Here is an 18,294-nt window from a genome sequence, read left to right on the forward strand (position 1 = left end):
TCAGCTGTCTTTGTTATCGATACGGATGGTCGGGTCGCCACCGCTGATCAACGAGTTGATCGAGGTATTGGACCAGTTGACCCCTTCCAGCTTGATCGTCACATCGGCGTTGGCCAGGCCACCGGTGGCGTTGAGCTTGCCCTCGCTGCTGACCTGCAGCGTCGAGGTGCCGTCCACCGTGGTGATCTTCAGGTAGTTGTCGATGGTGCTGCCCTTCTCGAACTGAAGCAGATCCTTCAGATCGATACGGTCACCCTCGGCCACCTTGAAGTCCTTGATCACGTCGTTGCCGACATCGCCCGACTTCCACACGAAGGTGTCCGCACCGCTACCGCCGATCAGGATGTCATCGCCTTGGCCACCGATCAGGATGTCCTTGCCGGTACCGCCCAACAGGATGTCGTTACCTTTGCCACCATCGAGCGTGTCATCGCCACCTTGGCCGAAGAGGATGTCGTTGCCATTGCCGCCCGACAGGAAATCCTTGCCGTCGTTGGCACCGGAGATATCGAACTCGGTGTAGTGCTCGGTGATGTACTGGTGGACATTGTTGGTGGTGATGGCACTGGCCTCGACACCGCTCTTCTGCGCAACGTACGCCTGCAGGGCTTGGTAGCCCTCGCTGACGACACCGTTGAGGGTGATCAGGTCACCGAAGATGATGTCGTTGCCATTGCCGCCATCGACCTTGTCGGCGCCTGGCAGGGTCGCCTCGGAATGCCCGAGGATCGCGCTGGCCAGGTTGGATGGGTCGATATTGGCCTGCGGCTTGCCGGCGCTGTCGTATGGCTTCAGATCTGTCAGGCTGACATCGCTGTTCAAACCAATTGCCTGAACCTTGCTTACACCGTTAGTCCCACCCAAGAGGGCGAAGCTGGCAGACGTGTTGCTCGCCGAATCCGCGTAGTTCCAGGAATCGGCATAACCGGTACCGCCCAGGCCGGAGAACTCGTAGGTGCCATCCCCTTGAGCATGAATCGTCCCGATCGTGCGGGTGGAATCAAGCACCAGGTTGCCCCAACGGTTTTCTGTGTAGGTCAGCACTTTGAGGCTGCCTTCGCTATTGATTTCAACTTTGTGCGTTGCGTCGGCCCAGACACTGAAGGTCTCACCCACCTTGTAGTTGTTGACGTTGACTACGTCATCCAGATACTTGCCGCCGCTCCACAGGCGGTAGTTGGTCGTTTCATTGGTCTGGTAATAAGTCGGCTTACCGTCGGTGATGAAGTAGGTCAGGTTCTCTGCACCGCTGTTACCGGTAGCCATGGTGCTCTTGAAGAAGTTGGCCGTGGTTTTGAACACATCCTCATAGTTGGTACCACCGCCGTAGCTTGAACCACCCACCATCGAGTCCAGCACCGCCTGAAGCTTGGCCAGTGCGTCGGTATCGGCAAGATTGACCGCCACGTTCTTGTTTACCTGGGTATCGAAGTCGGCGATGAAGATATTCACCGTCCCCGAGGTATCAGCGCCCAGGCTGGCTTTCAACGTCTGGAACACCGATGCCAACTGGGCCTTGGCCGCGGCGACGGACTGGTTGCTCATACTGCCCGAGCTGTCGACCATGAAGGCAATGTTGTAGTTCTTGCCCGCAACCACGTTCAGGCCAGCCACGTCGGCGACGATGATGTCGTTGCCTTCGCTGCCATTGATGGTGTCATCGCCCGAAGTACCCACCGTCGCCTTGTAGGTGGCGCCGTAGACAGTGACCGGAATCTTGCCGGTGATGCTGTCCGAACCGCCGAGGCTTTCGGTGGCCGTGGAGGTGACGGTGATGTCGAACGTGCCTTTGTAGTAGGTCGGCGGGGTCAGGGTCAGGCCGCTGAGTTTCCAGCCTGTCACGTCCACCGGCGTACCGCCGACAGTCACGGTGTGGCCCGCGCCATCGCTCAGCACAGTCCCTTTCGGAATGCCGCTGAGGGTCACGCTCAAGGTTTCGGAACCATCGGTGTCGGTCAGGCCGGTGCTGATACCGACCAGCTTGACCGAGCCACCTTCCGGCCCTTCGTTGAGTTTGTAGCCGTCGTAGTAGCTCTGGCCATTGACGGTGTGCAGATCGGACACGCCCAGGCCAGCGTTGGCCATCTCGGTCACGTTCTGGTACATCGGGATGTTGCTGCTGCTCAGGTCGGTGACGGCACCGGAGCCCGCCTGAATGTTCAGGTCATAGCTACCAGGGCCTGATTGGTTGGCGTGGTAAACCTCGATCGGGTAGTAGCCGCTGGACGTTGGGGTGAAGGTGCCAGAAATCTGGCCACCCGCGCCCCAGGTCGCAGTTACCACGGTCTTGCCACCAATGGTGACCACCAGGCTGTCATCGGCGGTGCCGCTGAAGGTGTAGGTCTTGCCGGCTTCCAGGAACAGCAGGCCCGACGTTTTCGAACCGGTGCCAGCGGTGACGCTGCCATCGGACTGCACGTTGGTGGTGGTCGCACTGGAGGTAGCACTGCCGGAGTTGGCGAAGACCGTTTTCAGCGCATCGCCAGTGATGCCGTTGCCGTCGGTACCCAGCCCTTTGAGGGTGGTCCAGACTTCCTTGGTCAGGCCTTTGGACGCGACATCGGTACTGCCAATCGTCAGGGTCGGTTTGTCGGCCACCGGGCTGATGTCGACCTTCATGGTCACTTCGCTGCCCAGGTTGGTGCCGTCGTTCGGCGTGTACTTGAACTGCGCGTAGTCAGCCTGTTTGTTGCCGACGCCCGAGCCGCCATAGCCGTCGGTGCCCGACTCGTTCGCCTTCGGCACGAACTTCAGGTAGTTGCTGGTGATGTCGGCCTGGCTGACGACCTGGCCTGCTTTCACATCGACCCACGCGGTGCCGTTGTAGAACTTCAGGCTACCGTCGACCGGCAGCGAGGTGATGGTCACGAACAGGCCGGTGTTGCCATCGGCATCGGTGACCTTGAAGTCGTTCCAGGTGAACAGGTAGTCGGTGTCTTCCACGCCATTGACCGCGCCGCCAGTCGAAACCGGCAGGTGGTCGTTGTCGAGGATGTTGGTGGTGACACTCGCCTTGGTGCTATCGACCTGCAGGTTCTCGAAGTTGCCACCGGTGGCAGCGCCGATGGTCACGGTGAAGTTCTCGGTACCTTCAACCAGCTTGTCGTCGATGGTCTTGATATCGAACGTGACGCTGCTGCTGTTGGCCGGGATCTTCACGGTGGTGACCGCGGTGTAGTCCTGGCCGTTAGCGGTGCCGCTGTAGGTCAGGGTAACGGTGACTTCCGCCTTAGCCGGGTTGCTCAGGGTGAGGGTGTATTTGCCGGTTTCACCTTCGGTCAACGAGGTGGTGCCGGTGATACCGATGGTGGTCACATCGCCCTGGTTGCCAGTGCCTGGGGTGCCGACACCTGGCTCGTCGTTGACCACGGTGGTGGCCGTGGTCTTGTCCAGGGTCAGTTGCTCGAACTTGCTGGCACCCGCGCCGCCGACGGACTGCAGCGCCAGGCCGACAGAGGTCTGGCCGATATAGACATCATCCGGCGCAGCCACGTTGACGAAGCCTGTTGCACTGTTGGCCGGCACGTTGATGACGGTTTTGCCGTCGCTCAGCGTGAAGGTCAGGGCGCCGTGGTTGTTGATCGGCAGGCCATCTTTGCTGGTCAGGGTCACGGTGTAGGTGATCACACCGCCTTCGGTGACCGACGGCGTGGCGGTCAGCTTGGCGATGACTTCGTTCGAGGTGTCCTTGATGTCCACCGAAGCCGAAGGCTTGCTGACCACCAGGTTCTCGAACTGGCGACCATCCGGCACGCTGGTGCCGGTGATGCTGACGGTCAGTGAGCCGGCATCGACGTACACGTCTTCGCCTTGAGCGTCGTGGGTGAAGATGGCCGAGGTTTCGCCCTTCTTGATCACCACCGACTTGCCTTCGGTCAGCTGCACGGTGAGGTCCTGGTCCAGGGCCTCTTTGATGCTGATGGTGAAGGTCGGTTTTTCGTTCTCGAAGACCGAAGTCTGGTTGGCAACGATGCTCAGTTCGACTTTGTCGCCCTGGTTGTTGCTGCCTGGGGTGCCTACGCCTGGTTCGTCGTTGACCGTGGTGGTGGCCGGGGCCTTGTCCAGGGTCAGGTTTTCGAACTTGCTGGCGCCTGCGCCGCCTACCGATTGCAGGGTCTGGCTGACCGAGCTTTGGCCGATGTAGACGTTATCCGGTGCAGCGACGGTGGCCGTACCGACGGTCCCGTTGGCCGGCACGGTGATGACGGTTTTGCCGTCGCTCAGCGTGAAGGTCAGGGCGCCGTGGTTGTTGACTGGCAGGCCATCTTTGCTGGTCAGGGTCACGGTGTAGACGATCGAGCCGCCTTCGGTGACCGACTCGGTTGCAGTGAGCTTGGCGATAACTTCGTTCGAGGTGTCCTTGATGTCCACCGAAGCCGAAGGCTTGCTGACCACCAGGTTCTCGAACTGGCGGCCATCCGGCACGCTGGTGCCGGTGATGCTGACAGTCAGCGAGCCGGCATCGACGTACACGTCTTCGCCTTGCGCGTCGTGGGTGAAGATGGCCGAGGTCTCGCCCTTCTTGATCACGACCGACTTGCCTTCGGTCAGCTGCACGGTGAGGTCCTGGTCCAGGGCCTCTTTGATGCTGATGGTGAAGGTCGGTTTTTCGTTCTCGAAGACCGAGGTCTGGTTGGCAACGATGCTCAGTTCGACTTTGTCGCCCTGATTGTTGCTGCCAGGGGTGCCTACGCCGGGTTCGTCGTTGACCGTGGTGGTGGCCGGGGCCTTGTCCAGGGTCAGGTTTTCGAACTTGCTGGCGCCTGCGCCACCTACCGATTGCAGAGTCTGGCTGACCGAGCTTTGGCCGATGTAGACGTTATCCGGTGCAGCGACGGTGGCCGTACCGACGGTGCCGTTGGCCGGCACGGTGATGACGGTTTTGCCGTCGCTCAGGGTGAAGGTCAGGGCGCCGTGGTTGTTGACTGGCAGGCCATCCTTGCTGGTCAGGGTCACGGTGTAGACGATCGAACCGCCTTCGGTGACCGACGGCGTGGCGGTCAGCTTGGCGATGACTTCGTTCGAGGTGTCCTTGATGTCCACCGAGGCCGAAGGCTTGCTGACGACCAGGTTCTCGAACTGGCGGCCATCCGGCACGCTGGTGCCGGTGATGCTGACAGTCAGCGAGCCGGCATCGACGTATACGTCTTCGCCTTGCGCGTCGTGGGTGAAGATGGCCGAGGTCTCGCCCTTCTTGATCACCACCGACTTGCCTTCGGTCAACTGCACGGTGAGGTCCTGGTCCAGGGCCTCTTTGATGCTGATGGTGAAGGTCGGTTTCTCGTTCTCGAAGACCGAGGTCTGGTTGGCAACGATGCTCAGTTCGACTTTGTCGCCCTGGTTGTTGCTGCCTGGGGTGCCTACGCCGGATTCGTCGTTGACCGTGGTGGTGGCCGGGGCCTTGTCCAGGGTCAGGTTTTCGAACTTGCTGGCGCCCGCGCCACCTACCGATTGCAGGGTCTGGCTGACCGAGCTTTGGCCGATGTAGACGTTATCCGGTGCAGCGACGGTGGCCGTACCGACGGTGCCGTTGGCCGGCACGGTGATGACGGTTTTGCCGTCGCTCAGCGTGAAGGTCAGGGCGCCGTGGTTGTTGACTGGCAGGCCATCTTTGCTGGTCAGGGTCACGGTGTAGACGATCGAGCCGCCTTCGGTGACCGACGGCGTGGCGGTCAGCTTGGCGATGACTTCGTTCGAGGTGTCCTTGATGTCCACCGAGGCCGAAGGCTTGCTGACGACCAGGTTTTCGAACTGGCGGCCATCCGGCACGCTGGTGCCGGTGATGCTGACAGTCAGCGAGCCGGCATCGACGTACACGTCTTCGCCTTGCGCGTCGTGGGTGAAGATGGCCGAGGTTTCGCCCTTCTTGATCACCACCGACTTGCCTTCGGTCAGCTGCACGGTGAGGTCCTGGTCCAGGGCCTCTTTGATGCTGATGGTGAAGGTCGGTTTTTCGTTCTCGAAGACCGAGGTCTGGTTGGCAACGATGCTCAGTTCGACTTTGTCGCCCTGGTTGTTGCTGCCAGGGGTGCCTACGCCGGATTCGTCGTTGACCGTGGTGGTGGCCGGGGCCTTGTCCAGGGTCAGATTTTCGAACTTGCTGGCGCCCGCGCCACCTACCGATTGCAGGGTCTGGCTGACCGAGCTTTGGCCGATGTAGACGTTATCCGGTGCAGCGACGGTGGCCGTACCGACGGTGCCGTTGGCCGGCACGGTGATGACGGTTTTGCCGTCGCTCAGCGTGAAGGTCAGGGCGCCGTGGTTGTTGACTGGCAGGCCATCTTTGCTGGTCAGGGTCACGGTGTAGACGATCGAGCCGCCTTCGGTGACCGACGGCGTGGCGGTCAGCTTGGCGATGACTTCGTTCGAAGTGTCCTTGATGTCCACCGAAGCCGAAGGCTTGCTGACCACCAGGTTCTCGAACTGGCGACCATCCGGCACGCTGGTGCCGGTGATGCTGACGGTCAGTGAGCCGGCATCGACGTACACGTCTTCGCCTTGGGCGTCGTGGGTGAAGATGGCCGAGGTTTCGCCCTTCTTGATCACGACCGACTTGCCTTCGGTCAGCTGCACGGTGAGGTCCTGGTCCAGGGCCTCTTTGATGCTGATGGTGAAGGTCGGTTTTTCGTTCTCGAAGACCGAGGTCTGGTTGGCAACGATGCTCAGTTCGACTTTGTCGCCCTGGTTGTTGCTGCCTGGGGTGCCTACGCCTGGTTCGTCGTTGACCGTGGTGGTGGCCGGGGCCTTGTCCAGGGTCAGGTTTTCGAACTTGCTGGCGCCCGCGCCACCTACCGATTGCAGGGTCTGGCTGACCGAGCTTTGGCCGATGTAGACGTTATCCGGTGCAGCGACGGTGGCCGTACCGACGGTGCCGTTGGCCGGCACGGTGATGACGGTTTTGCCGTCGCTCAGCGTGAAGGTCAGGGCGCCGTGGTTGTTGACTGGCAGGCCATCTTTGCTGGTCAGGGTCACGGTGTAGACGATCGAACCGCCTTCGGTGACCGACGGCGTGGCGGTCAGCTTGGCGATGACTTCGTTCGAGGTGTCCTTGATGTCCACCGAGGCCGAAGGCTTGCTGACGACCAGGTTCTCGAACTGGCGGCCATCCGGCACGCTGGTGCCGGTGATGCTGACAGTCAGCGAGCCGGCATCGACGTACACGTCTTCGCCTTGCGCGTCGTGGGTGAAGATGGCCGAGGTCTCGCCCTTCTTGATCACGACCGACTTGCCTTCGGTCAGCTGCACGGTGAGGTCCTGGTCCAGGGCCTCTTTGATGCTGATGGTGAAGGTCGGTTTCTCGTTCTCGAAGACCGAGGTCTGGTTGGCAACGATGCTCAGTTCGACTTTGTCGCCCTGGTTGTTGCTGCCTGGAGTGCCTACGCCGGGTTCGTCAGTGACAGCAGTGCTGACCGGCGTTTTGTCCAGAACCAGGTTCTCGAACTTGCCGACATCAGCGCCATCTACCGAAGCGATCGATTTGATCACTGGATCGTTAGTACCGGTGTAGACGTTGTCCGGAGCAGTCACGGTGGTGAAACCAGTGGTGCTGTTGGCCGGAACAGTGATGACAGTGGTGCCGTCGCTAAGGGTGAAGGTCAGTGCCGAGTGCTTGTCGATCGGCAGACCGTCTTTGTTGGTCAGCGTAATGGTGTAGGTGATTGCGCCGCCTTCGGTGACCGAAGGGGTAGCGGTCAGCTTGGCCACGACGTCGTCGGTGGTGTCAGTCACTTTGACCGAGGCCGCATCGCCCAGCTGCAGGTTTTCGAAGGCACGGCCATCGATGTCTGCTGCAGACTTCACGCCCAACTCGATTTCGCCAGCGTCTTTGTAAACGTCGTCGCCCTGTGCTTCGTGGGTGTACGGCGCGCTGGTTTCACCGGCCTTGATAGTGACGGTGGCGTTGTTGCTCAGGGTCACGACCAAGTCGTGAGCCAGCGCGGTGTTGATGTGAACGGTGAAGGTCGGTTTGACGTTTTCAGCAACCGAAACCTGGTCAGCAGTAATGGTGACTTTGACCAAGTCGCCTTCGTTGCCCGGCGTACCTGGTTCGTCGGTGACAGCGGTACTGACCGGGGTTTTGTCCAGAACCAAGTTTTCGAACTTGCCGACATCCGCGCCATCAACAGAAGCGATCGATTTGATCACTGGGTCGTTGGTACCGACGTAGACGTTATCCGGGGCAGTCACGGTGGTGAAACCGCTGGTGCTGTTGGCCGGCACGGTGATGACGGTGGTGCCGTCGCTCAGGGTGAAGGTCAGCGCCGAATGCTTATCGATCGGCAAGCCATCTTTGTTGGTAAGGGTGATGGTGTAGGTGATCGCACCACCTTCGGTGACCGAAGGCGTGGCAGTCAGTTTGGCCACTACGTCGTCGGTGGTGTCGGTGACTTTGACCGAGGCGGCGTCGCCCAGCTGCAGGTTTTCGAAGGCACGGCCATCGATGTCTGCTGCAGACTTCACGCCCAACTCGATTTCGCCAGCGTCTTTGTAAACGTCGTCGCCCTGTGCTTCGTGGGTGTACGGCGCGCTGGTTTCACCGGCCTTGATGGTGACGGTAGCGTTGTTGCTCAGGGTCACGACCAAGTCGTGAGCCAGCGCGGTGTTGATGTGAACGGTGAAGGTCGGTTTGACGTTTTCAGCAACCGAAACCTGGTCAGCAGTAATGGTGACTTTGACCAAGTCGCCTTCGTTGCCCGGCGTACCTGGTTCGTCGGTGACAGCGGTACTGACCGGGGTTTTGTCCAGAACCAAGTTTTCGAACTTGCCGACATCCGCGCCATCAACAGAAGCGATCGATTTGATCACTGGGTCGTTGGTACCGACGTAGACGTTATCCGGGGCAGTCACGGTGGTGAAACCGCTGGTGCTGTTGGCCGGCACGGTGATGACGGTGGTGCCGTCGCTCAGGGTGAAGGTCAGCGCCGAATGCTTATCGATCGGCAAGCCATCTTTGTTGGTAAGGGTGATGGTGTAGGTGATCGCACCACCTTCGGTGACCGAAGGCGTGGCAGTCAGTTTGGCCACTACGTCGTCGGTGGTGTCGGTGACTTTGACCGAGGCGGCGTCGCCCAGCTGCAGGTTCTCGAAGGCACGGCCATCGATGTCTGCTGCCGACTTCACGCCCAGCTCGATTTCACCGGCGTCTTTGTAAACGTCATCGCCTTGCGCTTCGTGGGTGTATGGCGCGCTGGTTTCACCGGCCTTGATAGTGACGGTGGCGTTGTTGCTCAGGGTCACGACCAAGTCGTGAGCCAGCGCGGTGTTGATGTGAACGGTGAAGGTCGGTTTGACGTTTTCAGCAACCGAAACCTGGTCAGCAGTAATGGTGACTTTGACCAAGTCGCCTTCGTTGCCCGGCGTACCTGGTTCGTCGGTGACAGCGGTACTGACCGGGGTTTTGTCCAGAACCAAGTTTTCGAACTTGCCGACATCCGCGCCATCAACAGAAGCGATCGATTTGATCACTGGGTCGTTGGTACCGACGTAGACGTTATCCGGGGCAGTCACGGTGGTGAAACCGCTGGTGCTGTTGGCCGGCACGGTGATGACGGTGGTGCCGTCGCTCAGGGTGAAGGTCAGCGCCGAATGCTTATCGATCGGCAAGCCATCTTTGTTGGTAAGGGTGATGGTGTAGGTGATCGCACCACCTTCGGTGACCGAAGGCGTGGCAGTCAGTTTGGCCACTACGTCGTCGGTGGTGTCGGTGACTTTGACCGAGGCGGCGTCGCCCAGCTGCAGGTTTTCGAAGGCACGGCCATCGATGTCTGCTGCAGACTTCACGCCCAACTCGATTTCGCCAGCGTCTTTGTAAACGTCGTCGCCCTGTGCTTCGTGGGTGTACGGCGCGCTGGTTTCGCCAGCCTTGATGGTGACGGTAGCGTTATTGCTCAAGGTCACGACCAGGTCGTGAGCCAGCGCGGTGTTGATGTGGACGGTGAACGTTGGTTTGACGTTCTCGGCGACGGAAACCTGGTCAGCGGTAATGGTGACTTTGACCAAGTCGCCTTCGTTGCCCGGCGTACCTGGTTCGTCGGTGACAGCAGTGCTGACCGGCGTCTTGTCCAGAACCAGGTTCTCGAACTTGCCAACATCAGCGCCATCAACGGTGGCGATCGATTTGATCACCGCGTCGTTGGTACCGACGTAGACGTTGTCCGGAGCAGTCACCGTGGTGAAACCAGTGGTGCTGTTGGCCGGCACGGTAATGACGGTGGTGCCATCGTTCAGCGTGAAGGTCAGCGCCGAGTGTTTATCGATCGGCAGACCGTCTTTGTTGGTCAGCGTAATGGTGTAGGTGATCGCACCACCTTCGGTAACCGAAGGAGTAGCAGTCAGCTTAGCCACGACGTCGTCGGTGGTGTCGGTGACTTTGACCGAGGCGGCGTCACCCAGCTGCAGGTTCTCGAAGGCACGGCCATCGATGTCTGCTGCCGACTTCACGCCCAGCTCAATTTCACCGGCGTCTTTGTAGACGTCGTCGCCCTGCGCTTCGTGGGTGTACGGCGCGCTGGTTTCACCGGCTTTGATGGTGACGGTGGCGTTGTTGCTCAGCGTCACGACCAGGTCGTGAGCCAGGGCGGTGTTGATGTGGACGGTGAAGGTCGGTTTGACGTTCTCGGCAACCGAGACTTGGTCAGCCGTAATGGTGACTTTGACCAAGTCGCCTTCGTTGCCAGCGCCTGGAGTACCCGAGCCTGGCTCGTCGGTGACAGCGGTGCTGACTGGGGTCTTGTCCAGAACCAGGTTTTCGAACTTGCCGACATCCGCGCCATCAACCGAAGCGATCGATTTGATCACCGCGTCATTGGTACCAACGTAAACGTTGTCCGGGGCAGCCACGGTGGTGAAACCGCTGGTGCTGTTGGCCGGCACAGTAATGACGGTGGTGCCATCGCTCAGGGTGAAGGTCAGCGCCGAATGCTTGTCGATCGGCAGACCGTCTTTGTTGGTCAGGGTGATGGTGTAAGTGATCGCACCGCCTTCGGTGACCGAAGGCGTAGCGGTCAGCTTGGCCACCACGTCATCCGTGGTGTCAGTCACTTTGACCGACGCCGCATCGCCCAGCTGCAGGTTTTCGAAGTCACGGCCGTCAACATCGACGGCGGACTTGATACCCAGCTCGATTTCGCCGGCGTCTTTATAGACGTCATCGCCTTGCGCGTCGTGGGTGTACGGCGCGCTGGTTTCACCGGCCTTGATGGTCACAACCGCATTGTTGCTCAGCGTCACAATCAAGTCGTGAGCCAGGGCAGTATTGATGTGAACGGTGAAGGTCGGCTTCACGTTCTCAGCAACCGAAACCTGGTCAGCGGTGATGGTGACTTTGACCAGATCACCTTCGTTGCCAGCGCCTGGAGTACCCGAGCCTGGCTCGTCAGTAACAGTGGTGCTGACCGGGGTTTTGTCCAGAACCAGGTTCTCGAACTTGCCAACATCCGTGCCATCAACGGAAGCGATCGATTTGATCACTGGGTCGTTGGTACCGGTGTAGACGTTATCCGGGGCAGTCACGGTGGTGAAACCGCTGGTGCTGTTGGCCGGCACGGTGATGACGGTGGTGCCGTCGCTCAGGGTGAAGGTCAGCGCCGAATGCTTATCGATCGGCAAGCCATCTTTGTTGGTAAGGGTGATGGTGTAGGTGATCGCACCACCTTCGGTGACCGAAGGCGTGGCAGTCAGTTTGGCCACTACGTCGTCGGTGGTGTCGGTGACTTTGACCGAGGCGGCGTCGCCCAGCTGCAGGTTCTCGAAGGCACGGCCATCGATGTCTGCTGCCGACTTCACGCCCAGCTCGATTTCACCGGCGTCTTTGTAAACGTCATCGCCTTGCGCTTCGTGGGTGTATGGGGCGCTGGTTTCACCGGCCTTGATAGTGACGGTGGCGTTGTTGCTCAGCGTCACGACCAGGTCGTGAGCCAGGGCAGTGTTGATATGAACGGTGAAGGTCGGCTTCACGTTCTCGGCAACCGAAACCTGGTCAGCGGTGATCGTCACCTTGACCAGATCACCTTCGTTGCCAGCGCCTGGAGTACCTGAGCCCGGCTCGTCGGTCACAGCAGTGCTGACCGGCGTTTTGTCCAGAACCAGGTTCTCGAACTTGCCGACATCCGCGCCATCGACGGTGGTGATCGATTTGATTACCGCGTCGTTGTTACCGACGTAGACGTTATCCGGGGCAGTCACCGTGGTGAAACCGCTGGTGCTGTTGGCCGGGACCGTGATGACGGTAGTGCCGTCACTCAAGGTGAAGGTCAGTGCCGAGTGCTTGTCGATCGGCAGACCGTCTTTGTTGGTCAGAGTGATGGTGTAGGTGATCGCACCACCTTCGGTAACCGAAGGAGTGGCAGTCAGCTTGGCCACCACGTCATCCGTGGTGTCGGTGACTTTGACCGAAGCGGCGTCGCCCAGCTGCAGGTTCTCGAAGGCACGGCCATCGATGTCTGCTGCCGACTTCACGCCCAGCTCGATTTCACCGGCGTCTTTGTAGACGTCGTCGCCCTGCGCTTCGTGGGTGTACGGCGCGCTGGTTTCACCGGCTTTGATGGTAACGGTAGCGTTGTTGCTCAGCGTCACGACCAGATCGTGAGCCAGGGCGGTGTTGATGTGGACGGTGAAGGTCGGTTTGACGTTCTCGGCAACCGAGACTTGGTCAGCCGTAATGGTGACTTTGACCAAGTCGCCTTCGTTGCCAGCGCCTGGAGTACCCGAGCCTGGCTCGTCGGTGACAGCCGTGCTGACCGGCGTTTTGTCCAGAATCAGGTTCTCGAACTTGCCGACATCAGCACCGGCGACGGTGGCGATCGATTTGATCACCGCGTCGTTGGTACCGACGTAGACGTTATCCGGGGCAGTCACGGTGGTGAAACCGCTGGTGCTGTTGGCCGGAACCGTGATGACGGTGGTGCCGTCACTCAAGGTGAAAGTCAGCGCCGAATGTTTATCGATCGGCAGGCCGTCTTTGTTGGTCAGCGTAATGGTGTAGGTGATTGCACCACCTTCGGTGACCGAAGGCGTCGCAGTCAGTTTGGCCACGACGTCGTCGGTGGTGTCAGTCACTTTGACCGACGCCGCGTCGCCCAGCTGCAGATTCTCGAAGGCACGGCCATCGATGTCTGCTGCCGACTTCACGCCCAGCTCGATTTCTCCAGCGTCTTTGTAGACGTCGTCACCCTGTGCTTCGTGGGTGTACGGGGCGCTGGATTCACCGGCCTTGATAGTGACAGTGGCGTTGTTGCTCAAGGTCACGACCAGGTCGTGAGCCAGGGCGGTGTTGATGTGAACGGTGAAGGTCGGCTTCACGTTCTCGGCGACCGATACCTGGTCAGCCGTGATCGTCACCTTGACCAAGTCGCCCTCGTTGCCGGCACCCGGAGTACCCGAGCCAGGCTCGTCAGTAACAGCGGTGCTGACCGGCGTCTTGTCCAGAACCAGATTCTCGAACTTGCCGACATCAGCACCGGCGACGGTGGCGATCGATTTGATCACCGCGTCGTTGGTACCGACGTAGACGTTATCCGGGGCAGTCACGGTGGTGAAACCGCTGGTGCTGTTGGCCGGGACCGTGATGACGGTGGTGCCATCGCTCAGCGTGAAGGTCAGCGCCGAGTGCTTATCAATCGGCAAGCCATCTTTGTTGGTCAGGGTGATGGTGTAGGTGATCGCACCACCTTCGGTAACCGAAGGAGTGGCAGTCAGCTTGGCCACCACGTCGTCGGTGGTGTCGGTGACTTTGACCGAGGCTGCATCGCCCAGCTGCAGGTTTTCGAAGGCACGACCGTCAACATCGACAGCCGACTTGATACCCAGCTCGATTTCACCGGCGTCTTTGTAGACGTCATCGCCTTGCGCTTCGTGGGTGTACGGCGCGCTGGTTTCGCCCGCTTTGATGGTGACGGTGGCGTTGTTGCTCAGGGTCACGACCAGATCGTGAGCCAGGGCATTGTTGATGTGAACGGTGAACGTTGGTTTGACGTTCTCGGCAACCGAAACCTGATCAGCCGTGATGGTGACTTTGACCAAGTCGCCTTCGTTGCCAGCGCCCGGAGTGCCCGAGCCAGGTTCGTCGGTCACGGTGGTGCTGACTGGGGTCTTGTCCAGAACCAGGTTCTCGAACTTCCAGGCGTCTGCGCCGCTGACATTGGCAATCGACTTGACCACCGCGTCGTTGGTACCAACGTAGACGTTGTCCGGCGCGGTGACGGTAGCGAAGCCGGTGGTGCTATTGGCCGCGACGGTAATGACCGTTTTGCCGTCACTCAGGGTGAAGTACAACGGCGCGTGGTTATCGATCGGCAGACCATCTTTGTTGGTCAAGGTGATGGTGTAAGTGATTTCACCACCTTCGGAGACCGAAGGGGTCGCGGACAGCTTGGCCACCACGTCGTCAGTGGTGTCAGTGACTTTGACCGACGCGGCATCACCCAGCTGCAGGTTCTCGAAGGCACGACCGTCAACATCGACGGCGGATTTGATGCCCAGCTCGATTTCACCGGCGTCTTTGTAGACGTCGTCGCCTTGTGCGTCGTGGGTATACGGCTCGCTCGAAGTCTTGCCGGCCTCGATCACCACAACCGCGTTGTTGCTCAGGGTCACGACCAGGTCGTGGGCCAGCGCGGTGTTGATGTGGACAGTGAAGGTCGGTTTGACGTTCTCGGCGACCGAGATTTGGTCGGCGGTGATGGTGACTTTGACCACGTCGCCTTCGTTGCCAGCGCCCGGAGTGCCCGAGCCAGGTTCGTCGGTCACGGTGGTGCTGACTGGGGTCTTGTCCAGAACCAGGTTTTCGAACTTCCAGGCGTCTGCGCCGCTGACATTGGCGATCGACTTGACCACCGCGTCATTGGTACCGACGTAGACGTTGTCCGGCGCGGTCACCGTGGTGAAACCGGTGGTGCTATTGGCCGGCACGGTGATGACCGTTTTGCCGTCACTCAGGGTGAAATACAACGGCGCATGGTTGTCGATCGGCAGGCCGTCTTTGTTGGTCAGGGTGACGGTATAGGTGATCTCGCCGCCTTCAGTGACCGAAGGGGTGGCGGTCAGCTTGGCGATGACATCGTCAGTGGTATCGGTCACTTTGACCGAGGCCGCATCGCCCAGCTGCAGGTTCTCGAAGGCACGGCCATCGATGTCTGCTGCCGACTTCACGCCCAGCTCGATTTCGCCGGCGTCTTTGTAGACGTCGTCGCCCTGCGCTTCGTGTGTGTACGGCGCGCTGGTTTCGCCAGCCTTGATGGTCACAACCGCGTTGTTGCTCAGGGTCACGACCAAGTCGTGAGCCAGCGCGGTGTTGATGTGAACGGTGAAGGTCGGTTTGACGTTCTCGGCGACCGATACCTGGTCAGCCGTGATGGTCACCTTGACCAGATCGCCTTCGTTGCCAGCGCCTGGAGTACCCGAGCCTGGTTCGTCGGTGACAGCAGTGCTGACCGGCGTTTTGTCCAGAACCAGGTTCTCGAACTTGCCAACATCCGCGCCATCAACCGAAGCGATCGATTTGATCACTGGATCGTTAGTACCGGTGTAGACGTTGTCCGGAGCAGTCACGGTGGTGAAACCAGTGGTGCTGTTGGCCGGCACGGTGATGACGGTGGTGCCGTCGCTCAGGGTGAAGGTCAGCGCCGAATGCTTGTCGATCGGCAGACCGTCTTTGTTGGTCAGGGTGATGGTGTAAGTGATCGCACCGCCTTCGGTGACCGAAGGGGTAGCGGTCAGCTTGGCCACCACATCGTCGGTAGTGTCGGTGACTTTGACCGACGCCGCATCGCCCAACTGCAGGTTCTCGAAGGCACGACCGTCAACATCGACGGCGGACTTGATGCCCAGCTCGATTTCGCCGGCGTCTTTGTAGACGTCGTCGCCCTGCGCGTCGTGGGTGTAAGGCGCGCTGGTTTCGCCAGCTTTGATAGTGACGGTGGCGTTGTTGCTCAGGGTCACAACCAAGTCGTGAGCCAGGGCGGTGTTGATGTGAACGGTGAAGGTCGGTTTGACGTTCTCGGCGACCGAAACCTGGTCAGCGGTGATGGTGACTTTGACCAAGTCGCCTTCGTTGCCGGTCCCCGGAGTACCCGAGCCTGGCTCATCGGTCACAGCAGTGCTGACTGGGGTCTTGTCCAGAACCAGGTTTTCGAACTTGCCGACATCAGCGCCATCCACCGAAGCGATCGACTTGATCACCGCGTCGTTGGTACCGACGTAGACGTTGTCCGGAGCAGTCACGGTGGTGAAACCAGTGGTGCTGTTGGCCGGAACCGTGATGACGGTGGTGCCGTCGCTCAGCGTGAAGGTCAGCGCCGAATGCTTGTCGATCGGCAGACCGTCTTTGTTGGTCAGCGTAATGGTGTAGGTGATCGCACCACCTTCGGTAACCGAAGGAGTGGCAGTCAGCTTGGCCACGACATCGTCAGTGGTGTCAGTGACTTTGACCGAGGCCGCATCGCCCAGTTGCAGGTTTTCGAAGGCACGACCGTCAACATCGACGGCAGACTTGATACCCAGCCCGATTTCACCGGTGTCTTTGTAGACGTCATCGCCCTGTGCTTCGTGGGTGTAAGGCGCGCTGGTTTCACCGGCCTTGATAGTGACGGTGGCGTTGTTGCTCAAGGTCACGACCAGGTCGTGGGCCAGGGCGGTATTGATGTGAACAGTGAAGGTCGGCTTGACGTTCTCAGCCACCGAAACCTGGTCAGCGGTGATGGTCACCTTGACCAGATCACCTTCGTTGCCCGGCGTGCCTGGTTCGTCGGTCACTGCAGTGCTGACTGGCGTCTTGTCCAGAACCAGATTCTCGAACTTGCCAACATCAGCGCCATCGACCGATGCGATCGACTTGATCACTGGATCGTTGGTACCGGTGTAGACGTTGTCCGGGGCAGTCACGGTGGTGAAACCAGTGGTGCTGTTGGCCGGAACCGTGATGACAGTGGTGCCGTCGCTCAGGGTAAAGGTCAGCGCCGAGTGCTTATCGATCGGCAAACCGTCTTTGTTGGTCAGGGTGATGGTGTAGGTGATCGCACCGCCTTCGGTGACCGAAGGAGTGGCAGTCAGCTTGGCCACGACATCGTCAGTGGTGTCAGTGACTTTGACCGACGCCGCATCGCCAAGCTGCAGATTTTCGAAGGCACGGCCGTCGATGTCTGCTGCCGACTTGATACCCAGCTCGATTTCACCGGCGTCTTTGTAGACGTCGTCGCCCTGCGCTTCGTGGGTGTAAGGCGCGCTGGTTTCACCGGCCTTGATGGTGACGGTAGCGTTGTTGCTCAAGGTCACGACCAGGTCGTGGGCCAGGGCAGTGTTGATGTGAACAGTGAAGGTCGGTTTGACGTTTTCAGCCACCGATACCTGGTCAGCAGTAATGGTGACTTTGACCAAGTCGCCTTCGTTGCCGGTCCCCGGAGTACCCGAACCAGGCTCATCGGTGACGGCAGTGCTGACTGGGGTCTTGTCCAGAACCAGGTTCTCGAACTTACCGACATCCGCGCCATCCACCGAAGCGATCGACTTGATCACCGCGTCGTTGGTACCGACGTAGACGTTGTCCGGAGCAGTCACGGTGGTGAAACCAGTGGTGCTGTTGGCCGGAACCGTGATGACGGTGGTGCCGTCGCTCAGCGTGAAGGTCAGCGCCGAATGCTTGTCGATCGGCAGACCGTCTTTGTTGGTCAGCGTAATGGTGTAGGTGATCGCACCACCTTCGGTAACCGAAGGAGTGGCAGTCAGCTTGGCCACGACATCGTCAGTGGTGTCAGTGACTTTGACCGAGGCCGCATCGCCCAGTTGCAGGTTTTCGAAGGCACGACCGTCAACATCGACGGCAGACTTGATACCCAGCCCGATTTCACCGGCGTCTTTGTAGACGTCGTCGCCCTGCGCTTCGTGGGTGTAAGGCGCGCTGGTTTCACCGGCCTTGATGGTGACGGTAGCGTTGTTGCTCAAGGTCACGACCAGGTCGTGGGCCAGGGCAGTGTTGATGTGAACAGTGAAGGTCGGTTTGACGTTCTCGGCGACGGAAACCTGGTCAGCGGTGATGGTCACCTTGACCAGATCACTTTCGTTGCCCGGCGTGCCTGGTTCGTCGGTGACAGCGGTGCTGACCGGGGTTTTGTCCAGAACCAGGTTCTCGAACTTACCGACATCCGCGCCATCCACCGAAGCGATCGACTTGATCACCGCGTCGTTGGTACCGACGTAGACGTTGTCCGGAGCAGTCACGGTGGTGAAACCAGTGGTGCTGTTGGCCGGGACCGTGATGACGGTGGTGCCGTCGCTCAGGGTGAAGGTCAGTGCCGAGTGCTT

The 18,294-nt window shown here is 59.9% G+C and carries 1 protein-coding gene (running past one end of the window); it reads right to left on the reverse strand.

The annotated features are described in order from the left end of the window. A protein-coding gene (locus tag AB7M33_RS08170; protein ID WP_454242690.1) for a retention module-containing protein crosses the window boundary here: on the reverse strand, positions 1–18,294 show its 3' portion. 9,348 nt of this gene lie beyond the right edge of the window; 18,294 of the gene's 27,642 nt are visible here — the last part of the coding sequence; its start codon lies beyond the right edge, outside the window; its stop codon occupies positions 1–3.

It is taken from the genome of Pseudomonas sp. Y3 TE3536 (genome assembly GCF_053629175.1).